Source organism: Mycobacteriales bacterium, from assembly GCA_030697205.1.
GTDB lineage: Bacteria > Actinomycetota > Actinomycetes > Mycobacteriales > SCTD01 > JAUYQP01.
In genome coordinates this window covers 1-22,272 of the sequence record JAUYQP010000026.1, presented here as the reverse complement: position 1 = coordinate 22,272, position 22,272 = coordinate 1, and the positions used below count along the sequence as shown (strand labels likewise).

General features: G+C 73.9%; 22 protein-coding genes and 1 pseudogene. 20 read left to right on the top strand and 3 right to left on the bottom strand.

Translation table 11 applies throughout. From position 1 onward, the window contains the following. Positions 1-195: 195 nt before the first annotated feature. The 7 genes from Q8R60_08475 (at position 196) to Q8R60_08445 (ending at position 6,825) form a co-directional block, all read left to right on the top strand. Positions 196-1,560, top strand: coding sequence for an RNA polymerase sigma factor (locus Q8R60_08475; GenBank protein MDP3712505.1), 1,365 nt, complete (start codon positions 196-198; stop codon positions 1,558-1,560). A 13-nt stretch (positions 1,561-1,573) separates the two neighbouring features. Then, entirely contained in the window at positions 1,574-2,011 is a 438-nt protein-coding gene (locus Q8R60_08470) for an NUDIX domain-containing protein (GenBank protein MDP3712504.1), read from the top strand. Between the two features lie 23 nt (positions 2,012-2,034). Beyond that, positions 2,035-2,385, top strand: coding sequence for a metallopeptidase family protein (locus Q8R60_08465; GenBank protein ID MDP3712503.1), 351 nt, complete (start codon positions 2,035-2,037; stop codon positions 2,383-2,385). A gap of 91 nt (positions 2,386-2,476) precedes the next feature. Then, complete coding sequence (locus tag Q8R60_08460) at positions 2,477-3,268, top strand: phosphatase PAP2 family protein (protein ID MDP3712502.1); 792 nt, start codon at positions 2,477-2,479, stop codon at positions 3,266-3,268. Between the two features lie 229 nt (positions 3,269-3,497). Then, a complete protein-coding gene (locus Q8R60_08455) occupies positions 3,498-4,985 on the top strand; it encodes an RNA polymerase sigma factor (GenBank protein MDP3712501.1) in 1,488 nt (495 codons plus the stop codon). Positions 4,986-5,284: 299 nt separating this feature from the next. Continuing rightward, on the top strand, positions 5,285-6,085 hold the full coding sequence (locus Q8R60_08450) for a PIG-L deacetylase family protein (protein ID MDP3712500.1): 801 nt from the start codon (positions 5,285-5,287) through the stop codon (positions 6,083-6,085). A 47-nt stretch (positions 6,086-6,132) separates the two neighbouring features. Continuing rightward, positions 6,133-6,825 carry a dienelactone hydrolase family protein gene (locus Q8R60_08445; protein ID MDP3712499.1) on the top strand — a complete coding sequence of 231 codons (693 nt, stop codon included), beginning with the start codon at positions 6,133-6,135 and terminating at the stop codon, positions 6,823-6,825. Between the two features lie 15 nt (positions 6,826-6,840). Here the strand turns inward: Q8R60_08445 and Q8R60_08440 are convergent, their stop codons facing one another. Continuing rightward, entirely contained in the window at positions 6,841-8,118 is a 1,278-nt protein-coding gene (locus Q8R60_08440) for a DUF349 domain-containing protein (GenBank protein MDP3712498.1), read from the bottom strand. Positions 8,119-8,169: 51 nt separating this feature from the next. Between Q8R60_08440 and Q8R60_08435 the strand changes: the two genes are divergently transcribed. The 3 genes from Q8R60_08435 to Q8R60_08425 all read left to right on the top strand — a co-directional run bounded on the left by Q8R60_08435 (position 8,170) and on the right by Q8R60_08425 (position 10,431). Then, positions 8,170-8,874 carry a dienelactone hydrolase family protein gene (locus Q8R60_08435; protein MDP3712497.1) on the top strand — a complete coding sequence of 235 codons (705 nt, stop codon included), beginning with the start codon at positions 8,170-8,172 and terminating at the stop codon, positions 8,872-8,874. Beyond that, positions 8,871-9,071 carry a hypothetical protein gene (locus Q8R60_08430; GenBank protein MDP3712496.1) on the top strand — a complete coding sequence of 67 codons (201 nt, stop codon included), beginning with the start codon at positions 8,871-8,873 and terminating at the stop codon, positions 9,069-9,071. The genes Q8R60_08435 and Q8R60_08430 overlap by 4 nt, the downstream gene beginning before the upstream one ends. 103 nt (positions 9,072-9,174) lie before the next feature. After that, positions 9,175-10,431, top strand: a complete 1,257-nt coding sequence (locus tag Q8R60_08425) for an Ig-like domain-containing protein (GenBank protein ID MDP3712495.1) — start codon at positions 9,175-9,177, stop codon at positions 10,429-10,431. A gap of 7 nt (positions 10,432-10,438) precedes the next feature. Here Q8R60_08425 and Q8R60_08420 read toward each other — a convergent pair whose 3' ends face one another. Then, positions 10,439-11,539: a DUF4192 domain-containing protein gene (locus tag Q8R60_08420; protein ID MDP3712494.1), complete on the bottom strand. Its 1,101-nt coding sequence runs from the start codon at positions 11,537-11,539 to the stop codon at positions 10,439-10,441. Positions 11,540-11,620: 81 nt separating this feature from the next. Between Q8R60_08420 and Q8R60_08415 the strand changes: the two genes are divergently transcribed. From Q8R60_08415 to Q8R60_08375, 9 genes are all read left to right on the top strand, one after another. Continuing rightward, complete coding sequence (locus Q8R60_08415; GenBank protein ID MDP3712493.1) at positions 11,621-11,977, top strand: VOC family protein; 357 nt, start codon at positions 11,621-11,623, stop codon at positions 11,975-11,977. 49 nt (positions 11,978-12,026) lie between these two features. Then, positions 12,027-13,466 carry a DUF3352 domain-containing protein gene (locus Q8R60_08410; protein ID MDP3712492.1) on the top strand — a complete coding sequence of 480 codons (1,440 nt, stop codon included), beginning with the start codon at positions 12,027-12,029 and terminating at the stop codon, positions 13,464-13,466. A 2-nt stretch (positions 13,467-13,468) separates the two neighbouring features. Beyond that, a complete protein-coding gene (locus Q8R60_08405; protein MDP3712491.1) occupies positions 13,469-15,532 on the top strand; it encodes a RecQ family ATP-dependent DNA helicase in 2,064 nt (687 codons plus the stop codon). A 39-nt stretch (positions 15,533-15,571) separates the two neighbouring features. Continuing rightward, entirely contained in the window at positions 15,572-16,501 is a 930-nt protein-coding gene (locus Q8R60_08400; GenBank protein ID MDP3712490.1) for an SDR family NAD(P)-dependent oxidoreductase, read from the top strand. Next, a complete protein-coding gene (locus Q8R60_08395; protein ID MDP3712489.1) occupies positions 16,498-17,682 on the top strand; it encodes an NAD(P)-binding domain-containing protein in 1,185 nt (394 codons plus the stop codon). The genes Q8R60_08400 and Q8R60_08395 overlap by 4 nt, the downstream gene beginning before the upstream one ends. Before the next feature lie 171 nt (positions 17,683-17,853). Then, positions 17,854-18,534, top strand: a complete 681-nt coding sequence (locus Q8R60_08390; GenBank protein ID MDP3712488.1) for a DsbA family oxidoreductase — start codon at positions 17,854-17,856, stop codon at positions 18,532-18,534. 65 nt (positions 18,535-18,599) lie between these two features. Continuing rightward, positions 18,600-19,835 (top strand): AarF/ABC1/UbiB kinase family protein, encoded by a 1,236-nt coding sequence (locus tag Q8R60_08385; GenBank protein ID MDP3712487.1) that lies wholly within the window; start codon positions 18,600-18,602, stop codon positions 19,833-19,835. Positions 19,836-19,889: 54 nt separating this feature from the next. Further along, the gene (locus Q8R60_08380) at positions 19,890-20,546 is read left to right on the top strand and encodes a hypothetical protein (GenBank protein ID MDP3712486.1); all 657 of its coding nucleotides are present in this window, start codon (positions 19,890-19,892) and stop codon (positions 20,544-20,546) included. Positions 20,547-20,564: 18 nt separating this feature from the next. Next, positions 20,565-20,747 carry a hypothetical protein gene (locus tag Q8R60_08375; protein MDP3712485.1) on the top strand — a complete coding sequence of 61 codons (183 nt, stop codon included), beginning with the start codon at positions 20,565-20,567 and terminating at the stop codon, positions 20,745-20,747. Between the two features lie 23 nt (positions 20,748-20,770). Here the strand turns inward: Q8R60_08375 and Q8R60_08370 are convergent, their stop codons facing one another. Next, the gene (locus Q8R60_08370; protein MDP3712484.1) at positions 20,771-20,971 is read right to left on the bottom strand and encodes a type II toxin-antitoxin system RelE/ParE family toxin; all 201 of its coding nucleotides are present in this window, start codon (positions 20,969-20,971) and stop codon (positions 20,771-20,773) included. A 377-nt stretch (positions 20,972-21,348) separates the two neighbouring features. Between Q8R60_08370 and Q8R60_08365 the strand changes: the two are divergent. Beyond that, a pseudogene (locus tag Q8R60_08365) lies at positions 21,349-22,133 on the top strand (IS4 family transposase). Positions 22,134-22,272: the final 139 nt, after the last annotated feature.

Below are 22,272 nucleotides of genomic sequence, written 5' to 3'. Positions count from 1 at the left end.
CGGGGAGCACCCTCGGGCGACACCGGGGCGCGGAGCAGCGATACTGGTGGTCGTGCCAGCACGACCCCGACGGTCTCCTCGAGACGACCGGGGCCTCGCGCGGCCGTGCGGCTCGTCGCCGCGACGCCCCTGACCCGGGTGCCGACAGCGCCGACCTCCCCCCTCGTCAGCCCGCCACTTCACGAAGGACCGCACGTGACGCCGCCCGCCAGTGCCGCCGCCCGAGCGACCAAGAAGGTCGCCGACGCTGCGGAGGAGACCCCCGCCCCCGTGAAGAAGGCCGCTGCCAAGAAGGCGGCCGCAGCCAACGCTGCTCCCGCGAAGAAGGCCGCCGCCAAGAAGGCCCCGGCCAAGAAGGCGGCCGGCCAGGCCACCGCAGGTGAGGGCCCGGAGCCCGGCGACCTCGTCGACGAGGCCGACCTCGACCCCGCGGCCCTGGAGACCGGTCTCGAGGGCGAGCCCGACGCCGCCGTGCTCGTGGCCGCCGACCCCGCGCTGGCCGTCGTGACCGGTGCCGCCGACGCCACCGCGGTCGAGGACGACGACGAGGACGACGAGGACGACGACTCCCCCAAGCCCGCGTCCGACGACGACGACGAGGACGAGAAGCCGCTGGCCGCCGAGGGCGAGGTCGGCATCTCCACCGACCTCGTGCGCGCCTACCTCAAGGAGATCGGCAAGGTCCCGCTCCTCACCGCCGAGCAGGAGGTCGAGCTCGCGCAGCGCATCGAGGCCGGCCTGTTCGCCGCCGAGAAGGTCCGCCAGGCCGACGAGGGCGAGGCCCCCAAGCTGTCGGCCGCGCTGCGTCGCGACCTCGAGTGGCTCATCCACGACGGGCAGCGCGCCAAGCGCCACCTGCTCGAGGCCAACCTGCGCCTCGTCGTCTCGATCGCCAAGCGCTACCTCGGGCGCGGCATGCTCTTCCTGGACCTCATCCAGGAGGGCAACCTCGGTCTGATCCGCGCGGTCGAGAAGTTCGACTACACCAAGGGCTACAAGTTCTCGACCTACGCGACCTGGTGGATCCGCCAGGCCATCACGCGCGCGATGGCCGACCAGGCGCGCACCATCCGCATCCCGGTCCACATGGTCGAGCAGATCAACAAGCTCACCCGCGTGCAGCGCGAGATGCTGCAGGAGCTCGGTCGCGAGCCCACCCCGGAGGAGCTCGCCAAGGAGCTCGACATGACGCCCGAGAAGGTCGTCGAGATCCAGGGCTACGCCCGCGAGCCAGTGAGCCTCGAGACCACGATCGGTGACGACCAGGACAGCTCGCTCGGCGACTTCATCGAGGACGCCGACGCGCCGGTCGCGGCCGAGGTCGTGTCCTACGGCCTCATGCAGGAGCAGCTCAACGAGGTCCTGCGCACCCTCACCGACCGCGAGGCGGCCGTGGTGAAGATGCGCTTCGGCCTCGTCGACGGCCAGCCGCGCACCCTCGACGAGATCGGCCGCGAGTTCGGCCTGACCCGCGAGCGGATCCGCCAGATCGAGAGCAAGACGCTCTCCAAGCTGCGCCACCCCTCGCGGTCGCAGAAGCTGCGCGACTACCTCGACTAGCCGCTCGTCGATCATGGGTACGACGACGCGCGCAGCCGCGCGGCTCGTCGTCGTCGACGCCGACGGCCGGGTCCTGCTGCTGCGCTACGACGACCCGCCGCCGATGGGCGTCCACTGGGCGACCCCCGGTGGAGGGATCGAGCCGGGCGAGACCGAGCGCGAGGCGGCGCTGCGCGAGCTCGGCGAGGAGACCGGCTGGACCGACCTCGAGGTCGGTGAGGAGCTCGGGCGGACCCAGCGGGTCGTCGAGCGACGCGCCGGTCCGGTGCTGCAGGACGAGGTGCACCTCGCCGTGCGCCTGCCCGACGCCCAGCGTCCGCTCGACGAGTCCGGCCACGCCGTCGACGAGATCGCCGGCTGGGCCTGGCTGACCCGCGCGGAGGTCGCGGCCCTCGACGTACCCGTCTGGCCGCGCGAGCTCCCCGACCTGCTGGACCTGCTGGGCGCGTGACGGGCCCGCTCCCGTCGTACGGTCTGGGGGTGAAGATCGTGTCGCCCGAGGAGTTCGAGGGCTACGTCGCCGACGCGCTCGACGAGCTGCCACCGGAGCTGTCGTCGCGGTTTCGCAACGTCGTGGTCGTCGTCGAGGATGAGAACGCCGAGGAGCCCGACCTGCTCGGCCTCTACACCGGCATCCCGCTGACGGAGCGCGAGCACTACAGCGGGGCGCTGCCGGACCGGATCAGCCTCTACCGGATCCCGCTGTGCCTGATGGCGGAGGACACCGACCACCTCGTCGAGGAGATCGGCATCACGGTCGTGCACGAGTTCGCGCACCACGTCGGGATCGACGACGACCGGCTCCACCAGCTCGGCTGGGACTGACGGTCACCTTCGTACGGTCCGAAAGGGGGATGACCGATGGCCCCTCGCCGGTTACGGTGGGTTGTCGCTGACGTAGCCGGGGGAGGTGGCCGTGAGCACCGTCGAGGACAATGGCCTGACCGGCACCCGGCTTTCCGCGCAGGTCGGGCAGCGCCCGTCGCGCCTGTCCGACCGGGTCCACGTGCCCGGCCGGCTGTGGTCGGGCATCGTGGAGATCACAGTCCTCGGCGCGGTCTTCCTGCTCTACGAGCTCGGCCGCCACGCGGTCCGGGCCCGAGAGCAGCTCGCGTTCGACGACGCCGAGCTGCTGCTCGCCCTGCAGAAGAACCTGCTGCTCCCCCGCGAGACGACGGTGCAGGGCTGGCTGCTCGGTCACGAGACGCTCATCCACGCGGCGAACGTCTACTACGTGTCCGTCCACTTCCCGGCCACGATCCTGTTCCTCGTCTACCTGTGGCTGTGCCGCCCCGCGGTCTACGGCTGGGCCCGCACGGCTCTGGTGAGCACCACCATCGTCGCCCTGCTGCTCCACGTCACCTTCCCGCTGGCGCCGCCGCGGATGATGCCGGGCTTCGTCGACACGATGGAGGTCTACGGCCCCACGGCGTACGGCGAGGGCACCGAGAGCGTGACCAACCAGTTCGCCGCGATGCCGAGCCTGCACGCCGCGTGGGCGATCGTCGTCGGGATGGTGCTGTTCTGCGCGGTGAAGCGCCGCTGGCGCGGGGTCTTCCTGCTGCACCCGGCGCTCACCGTGCTCGTCGTGGTCGCCACCGCCAACCACTACTGGCTCGACGTCGTCGCGGCCGGGCTGCTGGTGTGGTGCGTCGTGATCGCCCAGCGACCGTGGCGCCCGCTGCGGGTGAGGTGCAGCGAGACGTGACCCGCCGCTCAACTCCCCCGCGACCCGGCCGACAGGTCGAGGGACGGGGTGGCGGCGCGGGACTTGCGCGCTCGTGTCACCCTGTCGTGTGAGCGACTTCACCGCTCGTCCTTCTTCCGGAATCCTTCGCGATGCCGGATCGTTGCGAACTCGACGGGGTCGTACTCACCAGTAGCCGGATCCCGCTTGTCGCACGAACCCTCCCACCACTGAGCACAGGAGTTGCCCCATGCCCGCCGCCCGCCCCGCCGACGTCGTCGAGGCGCTGGTCGAGCGTTCCCGTGTCGAGGGACCGCTGTCCCTCGACCAGCTCCGCGAGGCCTTCGACGCTGCCGGCGTCGGCCCCGCCGAGGCCCGGACCGTCCTGCGCGCCCTCACCGAGGGCGGCATGGTGCTCGGCACGCACGAGAGCGGTGACCGCGCCAAGGGCGCCCGCCGCGCTGCCGCCAAGCCCGCTTCCCAGGCCCGTCCGGCCGCCCGCCCCACCACTGCCCGCAAGGCCACCAGCCGCCCGGCCGGCCGCACCGTGAGCGACGCCGCCACGACCGAGACCGAGGCCGACAGCCTCGTCGCCGTCGGTGCCGGTGGCGGCAGCGACGCCCCCCGGCGTACCCGGTCCTCGCGCTCCGCGGGCACCGACGCCCCCGTCGAGACCGCTGTCGAGGACACGGTCGAGACCCCGGTCGAGGTCGTGGAGGTCGCCGGCACGACCGGCGCCGCTGCCGACACGAGCGAGGCCGCCGTCGACACCGCGCCCGAGCCCGACGAGGACGCGCCGCTGGCCCTCGACGAGGCGCCCCCCGGCATCGACCTGGTCAAGGCCTACCTGCGCGAGATCGGCAAGGTCGCCCTGCTGACCGCCGAGCTCGAGGTGGAGCTCGCCAAGCGCATCGAGGCCGGCCTGTTCGCGGCCGAGAAGCTGCGCCAGCACGCCGAGGGCGAGGCGAAGGTCCCCGCCGCGATGCGTCGCGACCTCGCGCTCATCGAGCTCGACGGCGAGAAGGCCAAGCGCCACCTGCTCGAGGCCAACCTGCGCCTCGTGGTGTCGCTCGCCAAGCGCTACCAGGGCCGCGGCCTCGACCTGCTCGACCTCGTCCAGGAGGGCAACCTCGGCCTGGTGCGCGCGGTCGAGAAGTTCGACTACGCCAAGGGCTACAAGTTCTCGACCTACGCGACCTGGTGGATCCGCCAGGCGCTGCAGCGGGCGCTCGCTGACCAGGGCCGCACCATCCGCGTGCCGGTCCACATGGCCGAGCTCATCACCAAGTGCACCCGCACCCGTCGCGACCTCACCCAGTCGCTCGGCCGCGAGCCCTCCTCCGAGGAGATCGGCGAGCCGCTGGGCATGACCGCGGACAAGGTCGAGGAGATCCTGCGCTACGGCCGCGACACCCTGTCGCTGCAGGCGCCCGTGGGTGACGACGACGCCGTCCTCGGCGACTTCATCACCGACAGCGACTCCCCGGACCCGGCTGCCGCGGTCGAGAGCGACATGCTTCAGGGCCAGCTGCGCGAGGTCCTCGACTCGCTGCCCGAGCGCAGCGCGATCGTCATGCGGATGCGCTTCGGCCTCGACGACGGCCGCCCGCGCACCCTCGACGAGGTCGGCCGGCACCTCGGCCTCACCCGCGAGCGGATCCGCCAGATCGAGCGCGACACCCTCGCCGAGCTGCGCACCTGCGGCCGCGCGGAGAGCCTGCGCGAGTACGTCGCGTAGGTCCAGCCCAGCGCCAGTCGCGCGCGGCACCCCCTGACACGGCCCCCGCCCACCGGTCACCCCGGAGGGCGGGGGCCGAGCCATGTCCCGGGCGTGCCCTGCGGGTGCCCGTGGACGCGCACCGCCCCTGAGCCCTACCCTCGTCCCATGACCGCGCATCAGGCCCTGGCACCCCGCGTGCCCGCCTGCGGTTGTCGACGCTGTCGCTGACCCCCGAGTCCCGACAGCCCGCTCCCGGCCCCGTCCGCGCCGCTCCCGCGCAGGACGACCCGCGAGCCCTCCCTCGAGAGCACCCCGACATGACGCTCCTGCTCGACACCCCGCTGCCGCCCGCCACCGACCCGCTCGACCTCACCGGTCGCAGCGTCATCGTCGTGCACGCCCACCCCGACGACGAGGCGATCTTCACCGGCGCGACCGTGCGACGCCTGGCCGACCGTGGCGCCCGCGTCGTGCTCGTCACCGCGACCGGCGGGGAGCTCGGGACCCCGCGCACCCCGACCCGCGACCTCACCGCGACCCGTCGCCGCGAGCTCGAAGCCGCCGCCGAGCTGCTCGGCGTCGCCCGCCTCGTCCTGCTCGGCCGGCGCGACTCCGGCCTCGCCGGCTGGGAGTCCGGGCAGGACCCGCGGGCCCTCGTGCGCTCCGACCTGCCGGGCATCGCCCGCACGCTGGCCGAGCTCGCGCGCCGCGAGTCCGCCGAGGCCCTCGTCGGCTACGACACCGACGGTGTCTACGGTCACCCCGACCACGTGGCCGTCCACCTGCTCGTCCGCCACGCCGCCTCACTGGCCGGCCTCACGTCGTACGACGCGACCGTCGACCGCGAGCACCTGCACTTCGCCGGCCCGCACGTGCTCGGGGAGGCCCGGCCGGACCGGCGCTACGGCCGGGTGACCGCCGAGATCACGACTGCGGTCGCGGCGACGCCGGGCGAGCTCGACGCCAAGCGCGCGGCGATGCTGGCGCACACCTCCCAGATCGACCCGGCCTGGGTCGACGACCCGACCTTCGCCGAGACCTACGAGCTCGAGTGGTACCTCCGGCGCGGCCCGGCGGCGCTGCTCGAGGAGCTGGGCAACGTCCACGCGCTGGTCTGAGCGACCTGTGGTGGGATCGAGGTCCTGACCCGAACGAGAGGCACGACATGCCCGACAACCCCCGGCAGAACACCACCTTCCCGAGCGGGAGCGGCACCGCCCACGGCTACCTCGCGCTGCCGGAGTCAGGCAGCGGCCCGGGCGTGATCGTCATCCAGGAGTGGTGGGGCCTCACCGACCACATCGCGTCGGTCTGCGACCGGCTCGCGGCCGAGGGCTTCGTCGCGCTCGCCCCCGACCTGTTCGGGGGCACGACGACCCATGACGCCGACGAGGCCATGAACCTGCTGGTCACGCTGCCCGTCGACGAGGCCGCCCGCGACCTCGGCGGGGCGGTCGACTTCCTGCTCAGCCACGACGCGGTCACCTCCGACACCGTCGGTGCGGTGGGCTTCTGCATGGGCGGCGGCTTCGTGCTGCTGCTCGCCGCGCAGCAGGGCGACAAGATCGGCGTGGCGGTGCCGTTCTACGGCGTCGGACCGGGCGTCCCGCAGTCCTTCGCCGGCATCACCGCCGCCGTCCAGGGCCACTACGCGCTCCAGGACCAGATGTACCCCGCCGACGCCGCGCGCGCCCAGGAGCAGCAGATCCGCGACGAGTCAGGTGCCGAGGTCGAGTTCTTCTACTACGACGCGGGGCACGCGTTCCACAACGACGAGGACCTCATCGGGACCTACTCCCCCGACGACGCCGCGCTCGCCTGGAGCCGCACGCTGGACTTCCTGCGCACGACCCTCTAGGAGTACGACGAGGAGCTAGTCGGCCCGCACCCACGCGGTGGTGCGGGCCTTCTCCTTCTTCGGTGCGGCGTCCTGCGCGGGCGCGGGGGCTGCTGCCGTCACCGAGCCGCCGGCCTGCACCAGCCACTCCTTCTGGGTGGCGAGCTGCTGCTCGAGCTCGTCGGTGGGACGGCCCGCCGCGACGGCCTTGGCGAGCTTGACCTCGAGCTCCTCGACCTTCTCGCGCAGCTTCGCGGCGAAGGGCGACTCGACGGGCCGCACGAAGCGGGCGTCGGACGCCCCGCGGACCTTCTCCTCGACCGCGGCCATCCGGTCCTCGAGCGAGCGCATCACGTCACGCGGGACCTTGCCGGCGGACTCCCAGCGGTCCTGCAGGGCCCGCAGCTGCTTCTTCGCGGCGTCGAGGCCCTTGGCGACGTCGATCTGCTCGGCCTCGGCGAGGATCGCCTCCTTGACGGCCTGGTTGCCGCGGAACTCCTCGTCCTGCTCCGCGAAGCTCGCGCTGCGGGCCTGGAAGAAGACGTCCTGGGCCGCCTTGAACCGGCCCCACAGCTCGTCCTCGACCTCGCGCGGCGCGCGGCCGGCGGCCTTCCAGTCGCCCATGAGCGCCTTGAACCGGTCGGCCGTGGCCTTCCACTCGGTCGAGGTCGACAGCCCCTCGGCCTCCTTGATGAGCTTCTCCTTGCGGCCCTGCGAGACCGTCCGCTGCTCCTCGAGCGCGCCGAAGTGCGTCGAGCGGCGCTCTGCGAAGCGCTTGCGCGCCGCGGCCACCCGCTGCCACAGCTCGTCGTCGGTCTTGCGGTCGACGCCGGTGACCTTCTTCCACTCCTCGCCGAAGGAGCGCAGCCGCTCGCCCGCGGTCTTCCACTCCGACGAGCCGGCCAGCTTCTCGGCCTCCTCGGCGAGCGCGGTCTTGGCCGCCACCGCCGCGACGCGGGCCTCGGCCCGCACCTCCTTGGCCTTCTCGACGGCCTCGGCGGTGCCCGCGAGCAGCACGTCGACGCGCGCCTCCAGGGCGGCGAGGTCGCCGACCGCGGACGCCTCGGGCAGGGTCGCCTTCAGGCGCTTCGCCGACGACGCGACCTGACCGGGGTCCCCGGCGCCGCTCTTGAGGCGCTGCTCGAGCAGGGACACCTCCGTGGCCAGCTGCTCGAAGCGCCGCACGAACAGCGCGAGGCCCTGCTCGGGGGCTCCCGCCTTCCACTGCCCGACCGCGCGCTCGCCCGCGACACCGTCCACCATCGTCCGCACGTAGACCGTGCCCTCGTCGTCTACCCGACCCCACTCGCTCATGGCGGGCATCCTAGGTGGACAACACCCCCGACCTGATCCGAGAGGGCTCCCGTGCAGCTCGAGCTCACCGTCCCCGGCGGCACCCTGCCCGTCACCGTGCGCGCCCTGGAGGGCCCGCCGCGCACCGCCGTGATCGTCGTGCAGGAGGCCTTCGGGGTCACCGACCACATCGCCGACGTCGCCGGTCGGCTCGCCGCGGCGGGCCATCTCGCGCTCGCACCGCACCTGTTCCACCGCACCGGCGACCCCGTGCTCGGCTACGACGACCTGCCCGCGATCTGGCCGCACTTCTCGGCCCTGACCGCCGAGGGCATCGCCGCGGACCTCGACGCCTGCCTCGCCCACCTCGCTGGGCAGGGCGTCGGACCCGCCGCCGTCGGCGTCGTCGGCTTCTGCATGGGAGGGACGGTCGCGCTCGCGGAGGCGGCCCGGCTGCCACTCGGCGCGGCCGTGACGTTCTACGGCGGAGGCGTCGCCGAGGGCCGCTTCGGCTACCCGTCCCTGGTGGAGCTGGCCCCGGGACTGCAGACGCCGTGGCTCGGTCTCTACGGTGACCGCGACGCCGGCATCCCCGTCGAGCAGGTCGAGGCGCTGCGAGCCGCGGCGGCCCCCTCGCCGCTGCCCACCGAGGTGGTGCGTTACGACGCCGACCACGGCTTCCACTGCGACGCCCGACCGACGGCCTACGACGCCGCAGCAGCCGCGGACGGGTGGGCCCGCTGCCTGGACTGGCTCAAGCGGCACCTGCGGCCGTGAGCGGCACCCGTCGCGGGGAGGCCGTCGCGATCCTGCTGGTCTACGTCCTGCCGGTGCTCGCCAGCTCGGCCTTCCTGTGGTCGGTCGGCATCAAGGTGCTCGCGGTCGCCCTGCTGGTCGTGGAGGCCGTCATCGTGGGCATGGTCGTCGCGGTGCGGCGTCGGCCCGCGAAGGGCGGCGTGGTCGAGGACCCGTGAGGTGAGGGTTCCGTCACCCGGGACAACCTGACAGGACCGCCGCGCGTCAGGGAGGATGCCGGGACCCCGGTGACCACACGCACCGGCCGAGGAGACCAGCACCGTGAGCACTTCCCCTGTGACGCCGGACCCCGTCACGCGCACCGTCCTGCCCTCGACCGTCCCGCGCCGCGTGCCCCGCCGGGCGCTCGCCCTGCTGCTGGGCGTGGCCGTGGTGGCGGGAGGCTCGACCTTCGCGACGCTCACCCGCGGCACCTCCGCGGACGCGGTCCCGGCCGTGGCCGGGGCCCCCGCGACCGTCCCGGTCCTCACCGCCAACGGTGCCCGCCCGGACGGCAGGGTCCAGTGGTCGGCCCCGCTGTCGGTCGTCGCGGCGTCCGGGACCCTGGTCGCCGTCACCGCTGCCGAGCCCGACGGCACCCCCGTCGAGGGCGCGCTGACCCCCGACGGCACCTGGACGTCGGCCAGCACCCTGCTGCCGGGTTCCGCCTACTCCGTGACTGCGGTCGCCCGCGACAGCGCCGGGCGCCCCCACAGCTCGACCCTCAAGGTGCGGACCACCCCCGCCGCGAAGGTCCTGCACGCCCGGGTCAGCCCGGGCGACGGCGCCGTCGTCGGCATCGGCATGCCGGTGATCGTGCGGCTCGACCTGCCGGTCGAGGACACGGCCGCGCGCGCCCTCGTGGAGCAGCGCCTCGGGCTGAAGACCGAGCCCCCCGTCGAGGGCTCGTGGCGCTGGATGAGCGACACCGAGGTGCACTACCGCGGCGCGTCCTACTGGGAGCCCGGCACCGTCATCACCGCGGCCGCCGACATGCGCCGGCTGCAGCTGCCCGGCGGGACCTGGGGCTCGGGCTACCGCCGCACGCAGTTCACGGTCGGGGCGGCCACCGTCTCGACCGTCGACGTCGCGGCCAAGACGATGACGGTCACCCGCGACGGCACGGTCCTGCGGGTCCTCAAGGCCTCGATGGGCAAGCCCGGCTACGACACCCGCGGTGGCACCCACATCGTGCTCGAGAAGTTCGTCGACAAGGTCATGGACGCCGCGACCCTCGGCACCCCGCGCGACTCCGCCGACTACTACCGCACCGCCGTGAAGCACGCCGTGCGCATCACCAACAGCGGGACCTTCACCCACGGCGCGCCCTGGTCGGTGAAGTCCCAGGGCGTCGCCAACGTCAGCCACGGCTGCATCAACCTCTCCCCGGCCGACGCGAAGTGGTTCCACGACCTCTCCCGGCGCGGCGACCTGGTCACGGTCGTCAACGCCGTGGCGAAGCCGCGGCTGTGGGACGCCGGCACCGCGGAGTGGAACATGAGCTACGCCGAGTGGAAGTCCGGCAGCGCGCTCGCCTGACCGGGCGTCACCCGGCCCGACGCTGCCCCCTGTCGGCCCGTCGCTGCGCGTCGCGTCGGTCGCGCCGACGGGCCAGGCCACCGGTGGGACCGGTCGCGCCCACGCCGAGCTGCGGCCCGGGCCGGACCGCGTAGCGCATCGCGAGCGACACCTGCGCCGCCAGTCGGCAGGTGGGGTCGATCCGCAGCGCCAGCTCGGCGGCGAGGTTGGCCAGCGCCCCGCCGCCGCGCCGCCACGCGCACCACGCCAGCATGGTCGCGGGCGCGACCGTCCAGGGCGGCACCGAGCTGCGCACCAGAGCAGCCAGCAGCTCGATCGCGACGGGCAGCTCCTCGTCGGTGATCGTCGCCAGGACCGCATCGCGCAGGTCCCGGTCGACGAGGGCCGCCAGCACCGGGAGGACCACGTCGTCCTCGGGGACCACCTGCGGGTGCGCCCCCGGGGCCAGTCCGGCCAGCATCGTGCGGAAGCTCGCGACCACCTGCACGCAGCGCTGCTCCCAGGCCGCGGGGGGCTCCTCGATGAGCTCCTCGGTCAGCGCGGTCAGCCGCTCGGCCCGCAGCCGCGCGACCAGCGAGCCGGGCGGTGCCCCGACGAGCGTTGCGGCCAGCGCCTCCCGGTCGGGCAGCACGACCTTGCCCTCCAGCACCGCCTGGGCCTCCAGGGGCGAGGTCCCCTGCGGCAGGGGCGTGCCCTCGAGGGGGCAGCAGGAGCGCAGGCAGGAGTAGGAGAACCACCGGTCCCGGCGCACGCACAGCTGCTCCATGACGTCGACGCCACCCGCCGCGAGGGCGTCTGCCGTGGCGGTGACGAGGTCGCGCCACGGCAGCTCCTCGTCGACCGCGCCGTCCTCGCTGAAGACGACCAGCACGGCGGCCATCGCGCCATCGCGCAGGATCGCGTCCACGGCGTAGTCGACGAAGCCGTCGTCCTCCACGCACGCCTCGAGGTCGGCACGCATGGTGAGCCCGAGCCTCTTGCGGGGTGGTCGCAGGGACATCACCACCAGGGACTGGGTCGGGCGGTAGCCGGCGATGACCGGGACCGCCGCGGCGATCGAGCCGGGGTCGGTGAGCCGCAGGACGGGTGGGCTGTCGGAGCGCGTCATGCCGCAGGAGGGTGGACCCGCGAGCGCGCCCGCGGGGCGTCGTACCGAGATCTGTGGACAACCTCGGGCAGGATCGCGCGCATGGAGCTGCGCTGGGACGCCGTCACCGTCGACGCCCTCGACGCCGACCGGCTCGCTGCCTTCTGGGCCGACCTGCTCGGGGTCGAGGTGCGGGGCCGGTGGGAGCAGTACGTCGGACTGCACCCGGCCGCACCCGGCCTGCCACGGCTGGTGTTCCAGCAGGTGGCGACCAGGACCCCGGGCACGCCGGCGCTGCACCTCGACCTGCACGTCACCGGGCCCGAGCTGCTCGACGCGGCCGTCGAGCGGGCGGTGGGTCTCGGGGCGACGCTCACCGGGACCGTCGAGCAGGGCGGGCAGCAGTGGCGGGTCCTCGCCGACCCGGAGGGCAACCCGTTCTGCCTCGTCAGCGACTGAGTCCACAGACCACCCCCGCGACCGGCCGCCGACTGGCACCATGGGCCGGGTGACCGCACCGGACCTGCTCGGCGACGTCCTGCCCGCCCACGCGCCGCGCCGACGGGCTGGCACCGCGACGATCGCCGCCATCGGTGTGTCGGCCGCGCTGGTGATGGGGACCGGCGCGTTCGCCGCGGCGTCGCTGTCCGGCGGCGGCCCGCAGCCCGAGGACGTCCTGCCCGCCGGGGCGATCGGCTTCGTCAAGCTCGACCTCGACCCGTCGGCGACGCAGAAGGAGCGGGTCTACGGGCTCACCACGCGCTTCCCGTTGGCGGCGAAGGAGCTGCGCTCCGCCGACACCCTGCGCGAGGACCTGCTGCGGCTCGCCTTCGACGACAGCGGCACCGAGCTCGACTACGACACCGATGTCGCGCCGTGGATCGGCGACCGGGTCGGCGTGGCCTTCCTCGCCGCCGACGGCGACGAGCCCGACGTCGTCGTCGCCGTGGCCCACACCGATGCCGGCAAGGCGCGCACCGCCCTGGCGAAGGCCGCCGAGGAGGAGGACCTCGCGTTCACCGTGCTCGACGACTACGCGCTGCTGGGCGAGGACCAGGCGGTCGTCGACGCGGCGGCCGGGGCAGAGGACCACCTCGCCGACGACGAGGGCTTCACCGAGGCCGTCGACGCGCTCGACGGCGACCAGGTCGCCCTGGCCTGGGCCGACCTCGGCCGGGTCTGGGACGCCCTGCCCGCCGACCTGCGCGAGCAGGCAGAGGACGGTCTCGACCCGACCGGTCAGGTCGTGGTCGGCGTGCACGCGCTCGACGACGCTATCGAGGTCGTCGGCCGCACCCTCGGGGTGAAGAGCAATCTGCCCGACGACGACGGCGACGGCTCCCCCGGCACCGGGCTGGCCGGGCAGCTGCCCGCGCAGGCGATCGCGGCGTTGGCCGCCGCCGGCCTCGACCAGTCCGTCGAGCAGGCCTACGACGCCTTCGTGACCGGTGCCGAGACCGTCGTGCCCGACCTCGAGGCGCAGGCCGCCGAGCTCGGGCTGACGCTGCCCGACGACATCACGACGGTGCTCGGCGACGAGGCGGGCATCGCGGTGTGGGGCGACCAGAAGGCCCCCGAGGTGCTGGCCCGTACCCGCACCGACGACGCGAAGGGCGCCCGCGAGGTCATCGCCCGCGTGCTCGACGCGACCGGCACCGGGCAGGACGTCGACGACGTCGTCCAGAGCCTCGACGACGGCATCGCGATCGGCACACCCGGTGGCCTCGACGCCCTCAACGGCAAGGGCCTGCGCGACCGCGCTGAGTTCACCGCCGCGGCCCCCGACGCGCAGGACGCCGCCTTCGTCCTGTGGGTCTCGATCCAGGACGCCCTCGAGCTGACCGGCCTCGACGAGCCCGACGCCGAGCCGCTCGACGCCCTCGGCCTCACCGTCTCCGCCCGGTCCGGCGGCGACGTCGAGCTGCGCCTGCGCGTGACGCTGCGCTAGCGGTGCGCGACGAGGCCGAGCGCCACCTGCGGGCGCTCGCGGGTGACACCGCCGTCCTGCGCGACGACCAGTGGCTCGCCATCGAGGCGCTGGTCAGCGACCGGCGGCGGGCCCTGGTCGTGCAGCGCACCGGCTGGGGCAAGAGCGCCGTCTACTTCGTCGCGACCGCCCTGCTGCGCGCCCGCGGCGCCGGCCCCACCGTCATCGTCAGCCCGCTGCTCGCGTTGATGCGCAACCAGGTCGCGGCCGCCGAGCGGGCCGGCATCTCGGCGGTCACCGTCAACAGCAGCAACGTCGACGAGTGGGCCCAGGTCCACGACGACATCCGGGCCGGCCGCGCCGACGTCCTGCTGGTCTCCCCCGAGCGGCTCAACAACCCGGGCTTCCGCGACGAGGTGCTGCCGCGCCTCGCCGGCACCGCCGGGCTCGTCGTCGTCGACGAGGCCCACTGCATCAGCGACTGGGGCCACGACTTCCGCCCCGACTACCGCCGCATCAAGACCCTGCTCAGCGAGCTGCCGGTCGGCACGCCGGTGCTCGCGACGACCGCTACCGCCAACGAGCGGGTCGTCACCGACGTGTCCTCCCAGCTCGGCGACGACACCCTGGTGCTGCGCGGCAGCCTCGACCGCGAGTCGCTGCACCTCGCCGTCGTCGACCTGCCCGGGGCGGCCCACCGGCTCGCCTGGCTCGCCGACGTCCTGCCGACGATGACCGGCAGCGGCATCGTCTACACCCTGACCGTCGCGGCCGCCGACGAGGTCGCGGCGTTCCTGCGCTCCCGCGGCATCACCGCCGCGGCCTACTCCGGCCGCACCGACGACGCCGAGCGGCGGGCCGCCGAGGAGGACCTGCTCGCCGACCGGGTCAAGGCGCTCGTCGCGACCTCGGCGCTCGGGATGGGCTTCGACAAGCCCGACCTCGGGTTCGTCGTCCACCTCGGGGCGCCGTCGTCGCCGATCGCCTACTACCAGCAGGTCGGGCGTGCCGGCCGCGGTGTCGAGCGCGCCGAGGTGGTGCTGCTCCCCGGCGCCGAGGACGAGGCGATCTGGCGCTACTTCGCCTCGCTCGCCTTCCCCTCCGAGGAGCAGGTACGCCGGGTGCTGCAGGTCCTGTCCGACGCCGGCCGGCCTCTGAGCACCGCCGCCCTCGAGCCCCATGTCGACCTCAGACGCACCCGGCTCGAGACGATGCTCAAGGTCCTCGACGTCGACGGTGCCGTCCGGCGCGTGCAGGGCGGCTGGACCGCGACCGGGCAGGAGTGGGGCTACGACGCCGACCGCTACGCCCGCGTCGCCGCCGCCCGCGACGTCGAGCAGCAGGCGATGCGCGACTACGTCGCGACGACCGGCTGCCGGATGGAGTTCCTGCGCCGCCAGCTCGACGACCCGACCGCCGCGGCGTGCGGGCGCTGCGACCGCTGCACCGGGCGGGAGTGGCCGCGTGAGGTCTCCGCGCCGTCGCTCGAGGCCGCCCAGGCGGCGCTCGGCAGGCCCGGCGTAGAGATCGCGCCGAAGAAGCTGTGGCCCACGGGCATGAGCCCCCTCGGCGTACCCCTGAGCGGGAAGATCGCGCACCCCTCCGAGCCCGGCCGCGCCCTCGGGCGGCTCTCCGACGTCGGGTGGGGCACCCGGCTCCGGGCGCTGCTCGGGCCGGACGCCCCGGATGGCCTGCTGCCCGACGACGTGCTCGCCGCGGTGGTGAAGGTCCTCGCCGGCTGGGGCTGGGAGGCGCGGCCGGTCGGGGTCGTGGGGGTGCCGTCGCGGTCGCGGCCGCAGCTCGTCGAATCGCTCGCCACGCGGCTCGCGGAGGTCGGGCGGCTGCCGCTGCTCGGCACCCTGCAGCGGCTGCACGACGAGCCCGCCGGGCCGGGGCGCTCCAACAGCGCCCAGCGGCTGCGGGCGGTCCACGGCTCCTTCGCGGTGCCCTTCGCGCTGCCCGACGGGCCGGTGCTGCTCGTCGACGACCGGCTCGACACCGGCTGGACCGTCACCGAGGCCGCACGAGTGCTGCGCGAGGCCGGCAGCGGGCCGGTGCTCCCGCTGGTGCTGGCGCTGGAGGCCTGAGGCGCGCGTCACACGGAGGTGGCCCGTAGCGTTGCAGCCATGACCGACCAGCGCTGGACCCCCCGCTCGCTCGCCCAGCAGACCGGCCGCACCTTCGTGGTGACCGGCGCCAACAGCGGCATCGGGCTCGAGACCGCCCGCGAGCTCGTCGTGCGCGGCGCCCACGTCGTCCTGGCCTGCCGCGACGTCGCCAAGGCCGAGGCCGCCCGCCGCACCCTCGGCGGCAACGGCAGCACCTCGACCGCGCAGCTGGACCTCACCGACCTCGACAGCGTCTCCTCCTTCGCCAAGCGGCTCGCCGACGACCACCCGGTCGTCAACGGTCTGGTCTGCAACGCCGGCGTCATGGGCGGCGCGCTCGCGCTGACCGCGCAGGGCCACGAGCGGCAGATGGGCACCAACCACCTCGCCCACACCGCCCTGGTCAGCGCCCTGTGGCCGCAGCTGGTGCAGTCCGCCGGCCGGGTCGTGATGGTCAGCAGCATCGCCGCCCGCGGCGGCAACCTGTCGGCGGTCAGCACCGTCGACGACCTCGTCGCGCCGCAGCCCTACGTCCCCGGCCAGGTCTACGCCCGCACCAAGCAGGCCAACCTGCTCTTCGCCCAGGAGCTGCACCGCCGGGCCGCCGCCGCGGGCGTGCCGGTCTCCTCGGTCGCCTGCCACCCGGGGGTCAGCTCGACCAACCTCTTCGCCCGCCAGCAGACCGACTCCGGCCGCGGCTGGCTCGCCCCGCTGGTCAAGCCGCTGTCGTCGGTCGTCATGCAGTCGGCCCGCGCCGGCGCCGAGCCGACCCTGCGGGCTCTGGACCACACGACCCCGAGCGGGGCCTTCGTCGGCCCTCGCCGGCTGGGGCAGTGGCGCGGTCCGGCGGAGCTGCTCGACGTCTACTCCACCGGGTCCGACCCGGCCGTCGCGGCCCGGCTGTGGGAGCTGACCGAGGAGGTCCTCGGCGCCCCGATCCTGCCGTGACCCCGCCTGCGCCGGCTCCTGTGCCGGTCGTCCCGGTCGCTGTTATCGGTGCCGGGCCCGCCGGCCTCGCGACCGCCGCGGCCCTGCAGCGTCGCGGGATCGACGCGGTGGTGCTGGAGCGCACCGCGGTCGGCGCGAGCTGGCGCGGCGCCTACGACAGCCTCGAGCTCAACACCGAGCGCGCCCTGTCGGCCCTGCCCGGCCTGCCGCTGCCCGACGACGACGGCCCGTGGGTGACCCGCGACCGCTTCGTCGACTACCTCGACGCCTACGCCGAGCGCTTCGGGCTCGACGTCCGCGCAGCCGACGTCACCCGCCTCGACCGGGTCGAGGGCGGGTGGGCGCTGGTCGGTGCCGGGCTGGTGGCCCGGCAGGTCGTCGTCGCGACCGGTGCCCAGCGGGTGCCGCGCCTGCCCGACTGGGGCGCGACGTCGCTGCCGGTCGTGCACAGCGGTGCCTACCGCCGCGCCACCGACCACGCCGGTCAGGTCGTGCTCGTCGTCGGGGGCGGCAACAGCGGCTGCGAGATCGCCCACGACCTCGCGGGTGGACCTGCGCGCCACGTCCTGCTGGCCGTGCGCGAACCGGCCGCCCTGCTGCCCAAGCAGCTCGGGCCGGTGTCGCTGCAGCGGGCCGCCTTCGCCGTGCTGCCGCTGCCGTCGGTGGTCGCCGACGCCGCGGTCCGTGGACTGCTCGCCACCCGGCTGTCGGACCGGCGGCGCGGCTTGCGGACCCCTGCCCACGTGATCTCGAAGGCTCGGGCCGGTCACGTCACGGCCGTCGACACCGGCCTGCGCGCCGACGTGCACCGCGGTCGGGTGACCGTCGTGCCCGCCGTCGAGTCGCTCGTCGGCCGCACCGTGCGGCTCGCCGACGGCAGCGCCCTCACCCCCGACCTGATCCTCGCCGCCACCGGCTGGACGCCCGGGCTCGAGCCGCTCGTCGGCCACCTGCGCACCGCCCACCGGATGTCGCTGCTCGACCGCACCGGCCGGCCCACCGCCAGGGCCGCTGACGAGGCCCTGCCGGGGCTGCGCTTCGTGGGCTTCGCCCCGACGCTGACCGGCTTCCTGCGCGAGGGCGCCTTCGAGGCCGAGCTGGCCGCCCAGGCCATCGCCGGGGCGGGCCTCGTCGAGCGGACCCTCACCGCCGTACGCCGCCGTCTCCCCCTCCCCGCCTGACCCCCGGCGCCCGCCACCCGCCGACCACCTCTTGCCGATTGGGTGGCTTCCGTCGGCGTGTCCCGGCGCGGCACGCCGAGAGATGCCACCCAATCGGCGGGGGTGGCGGATCACCGATGAGGTGCGGTGCCCGCGGGGAAGGGGGTGGCGGCGTCGGGCGTTGGGGAGGGCATGCGCATCGACATCTGGTCCGACGTGGTCTGCCCGTGGTGCTACGTCGGGAAGCGCCGGCTCGAGACGGCCCTGGCGCAGTTCCCGCACCCGGTCGAGGTCGTCTGGCACAGCTTCGAGCTCGACCCGTCGGCGCCCGCCGAGCGGACCGGGGGCTACGTCGACCACCTCGCCGCGAAGTACGGCCGGTCGCTGGCCGAGGCGCAGGGGATGCTCGACGCGATGACCGAGACCGCTGCCGTCGAGGGCCTCGACTTCCGCTTCGACCTCGCGCGCGGCGGCAGCACCTTCGACGCGCACCGGCTGCTCCACCTGGCCGCCGCGAAGGGCCTGCAGGGCGAGCTCAAGGAGCGACTGCTGCGCGCCACCTTCACCGAGGGCGAGCCGATCGGGCACCCCGAGGTGCTGACCCGGCTCGCCGTCTCCGTCGGACTCGAGGAGGCCGAGGTCAGCTGGGTCCTCTCAGGCGAGGCCTACGCCGATGCGGTCCGTCAGGACGAGGCCGAGGCCCGGCGGCTCGGCATCTCCGGCGTGCCGTTCTTCGTCGTCGACGGGCGCTACGGCGTCAGCGGCGCCCAGCCCGCCGAGGTGCTGCTCCAGGTCCTCGAGCAGGGCGCAGATCAGCACTCGGCCGAGCAGCACGCGGGCGCGTCCTGCGACGACGAGAGCTGCACGGTCTGAGAACCAGTCTGAGGACGAGACGGGCGGTCCGCACCCTGCAGCTGCTGTCGCTGCCCGCCGGTGCCGTGGCGCTGTCGGCCGAGGGGCTGGTCCGCCGCGCCGTGGGCCAGGACCCCGCCCAGGTGCGACAGCAGCTGCGTGACCGGTCCACGGCACGGACCCGGCGGGTGCTGGGTGACCTCAAGGGCGGGGCGCTCAAGACCGGCCAGCTGCTGTCGACCGTCGAGGCGCTGTTCCCCCAGGACCCCGAGTCGACGTGGCGCGAGGCCCTGACCTCCTTGCAGGACGACGCCGGTGCGCTGCCCTTCGCCGAGGTCGAACCTGTCCTGCGCGCCGACCTCGGAGCCGACTGGCGGGCGCTCTTCACGGCCTTCGACGAGACGGCCACGGCGGCGGCGAGCCTCGGTCAGGTGCACCGCGCGACCTGGGCCGCCGACGGCCGCGACGTGGCGGTCAAGGTGCAGTACCCCGGGGTCCGCGAGGCCCTGGTCGCCGACATCCGCACCCTCAGCGCGGTCAGCCGGCTCGCCGCGCTGGTCGCCCGCGGGCTGTCGCTGCCACCGCTCGTCGCCGAGCTGCGCGACCGGCTGCTCGAGGAGCTCGACTACCGCCACGAGGCCCAGTCGCAGACCGCCTTCCGCGACGCGCTACCGAGCGACGAGGTCGTCGTCCCCGAGGTCGTGCGGGCCGGCTCGCGCGTGCTCGTCATGGACTGGCTCGCAGGGACGCCGCTGGCGGAGGTCGCCCGCTCCGGCAGCCGGGCCGACCGCGATGCCGCGGCCTCGGCGTACCAGCTCTTCCTGGTCTCCGGGCCCGAGCGCTGCGGGCTGCTCCACACCGACCCGCACCCCGGCAACTTCCGGTGGCTGCCCGACGGGCGGCTCGGCGTGCTCGACTTCGGCTCGACGCTGGCACTGCCCGGCGGTATGCCCTCGACGTTCGGGCGGCTGATCGCCGCGCTGCTCTCCGGCGACCCGAGCCTCGTCGAGCAGCGGCTGCGCGAGGAGGGCTTCGTGCGTGGGCCCGTCGAGGTCGACAAGCTCGTCGACTACATGGCGCCCTTCAGCGAGCCCGCGCGCCACGAGCGCTTCCGCTTCTCGCGCGACTGGCTGCGGTCGGAGTTCGGCCGGGTCAACGACCCGCGCAACCCCGACTTCGGCGTCGCGCTGCAGCTCGACCTGCCCGCCGAGCACCTGTTCACCCACCGGGTCTGGCTCGGGATGGTCGGCGTGCTGTGCCAGCTCGAAGCCGAGGTCGACGTCGCCCCCGTCCTGCGCCGCTGGCTGCCCGGGTTCGCGTAGCTGTTCCGTGCACCCAGCGCTCAGGCCGAGGACCCTGCGCGTCGATCAGTCAGGGTGCTCACCCTGCTCGCCTTCCTCAGCCTGTGCGGCGCCTGCGCCACCGGGCTGCGCTGGTGGCTGCGCCGGGTCGACTCGCTCGGTCGACGGCGGGCCTTCCCGGTGTGGAGTACGGCCATCCTCACCGTCCTGGCCGTGGCCCTCGCGACCCCAGGGGTACGACGAGAGCTCGCCGAGCGCCGCCTCGAGTCGGCCGCGGGCGTGCTCGCGGGGCGGTCCGTCGACGTCGAGTGCCAGACCCTCGGCGGTGCCTTCGTCGACGCCGGTGCGGAGCTCGGCTACGTCCGCTTCGACAGCGCGGGCCGACCCGAGCCGGCGACGCTGCTGAAGTACGAGCCGTGCCGCGATCTGATGGCCTGGCTGCGCTCCGACAAGTCCTCGCCCACGCCGCAGCAGGTCGTCGCGGTGCACGTGCTCGCCCACGAGGCGATGCACATGAGCGGCCTCGCCGACGAGGCCCGCACCGAGTGCGCTGCGGTGCAGCGCGACGCGCAGGTCGCCCGACTGCTGGGGGCCTCGCCGTCACAGGCCCTGACGTTGGCCCGGTCCTACTGGGTGTCTGCCTACGACCGGCTGCCGGACGCCTACCGCTCGGGCGAGTGCCGCCGCGGTGGCGACCTCGACGAGGGGTTGCCGGACCCGCCCTGGGGCTGACCGCTCTACAGTCGGTTGGTGCGCCTGCTGAAGAGGTTCTTCCCCGACCGGGACGTCTGCGCCTGGTGCGACGGTCGCGGGCCCGACGGTGACCGTCACGACATGTGCACCGGCGTGGCCGTGACGCCCGCTCTCGAGCTCCTGCGCGGGGCCACCACGACGCCGTGCCGCTGCGCCGCCGAGGGGCACCGAGCGCGGTAGGCAGCGCCGGCTACCTACGCCGGCTACCTGCGGCGGTAGACGTCGGCGCGGTGGTCGACGGTCACGATGACCACGCCCGCTCCGTCGTCGTCGATGCGGTAGAGCACACGGAAGTCTCCACGGCGAGCAGAGTGCAGGCGGGCCAGGTCGAACTGCAGCTCATAACCGACCCGGCGAGAGTTGTCCGCGAGTCGACAGCAAGCCCTCGGTCGACTAACCCCCATCGAGTTCGAGACACTCATCAAGCCCGCTCATGCAGCCTGAAACTCCCTACCTAACCGGTCAAGCAGAGTGGGGGCAGTCCCGAAGACATGTCCATCTCGCCTGCCGCTTGCAACCGCGCGTCCCAGCACTTCGTAGGTGCTTTGTGCTCCCGGGCCCGTGCAACCACGTCCCCTAACCACGGGCACCTGCCCCGCCACTCGACCAGGACCCGGAACCCCGTCACCGGCAGGCAGGCCGCACCACCGCCATGCCCACCCCGCAACTCAAGATCCGGAATCGATCCATAGACCCCCGGATGCTCAAGCCGATCAGCGTGAAACACGCGGATTAGGCCCAATACCGTTCAGTTAAGATGACACCGGTGTAGTTTGGTGGCATGCCTCGTGCTGGGTGGCAGAAGCCGGAGACTGAGCGGCGCTTGTCCGACCTGGTGTCGGTGGGGGTGCTGACCCGGGTGTTCCCGCCGGAGCTGGTCGATGAGGTGATCGCCGGGGTTGGCCGGACCGAGCACCGTCATCGCGCGTTGCCGGCGCGGGTGATGGCGTACTTCTCGATCGGAATGGCGCTGTACTGTACTCGGAGGGCTCGTATGAGGACGTGCTGGCTCAGCTGACCGATGGGCTGTCGTGGGCCTCGGGGTGGACCGAGACGTTCACCCCGCCGAGCAAGTCCGCGATCTTCCAGGCGCGGGCGCGGTTGGGTGCCGAGCCGCTGGCGGCGTTGTTCGAGCGGGTCGCCAAGCCGATCGGCGGTGAGCAGACGCCGGGGGTGTGGCTAGCCGGGCGCCGGCTGGTCGCGATCGACGGGATGTGTCTGGATGTCGCTGACACGACCGTGAACGCCGAGCACTTCGGGCGGCCCGGGGTCAACAAGGGCGAGCAGGCCGCGTTCCCGCAGGCCCGGGTCGTGGCGCTGGCCGAGTGCGGGACGCATGCGGTCTTCGCCGCGCAGATCGGCAAGTACTCCGCTTCCGAGGCAGCGCTGACCGAGCCGCTGCTGGGCCGGCTGGAGCCGGGGATGCTGCTGCTGGCAGATCGTGGGTTCTTCTCCTACGCCCTGTGGCGCAAGGCGATCGCGACCGGAGCCGACCTGCTGTGGCGGGTCCGTACCGACCGCGGCGGTCCCACCCCGATCCACCTCAAGGACCTCCGCGACGGGTCCGAGCTTGTCAAGAATTCTGTGTAAGTCGCCTTGGTGATCATGGAAATGTGGGTTAACGGATGTGGTCGGCGAAGCGGTCGGGGTAGGTCAGGGCGAGGGCGTTGAGAGCGGTTCTCCAGCCTTGGACGGTGGCGCCGTC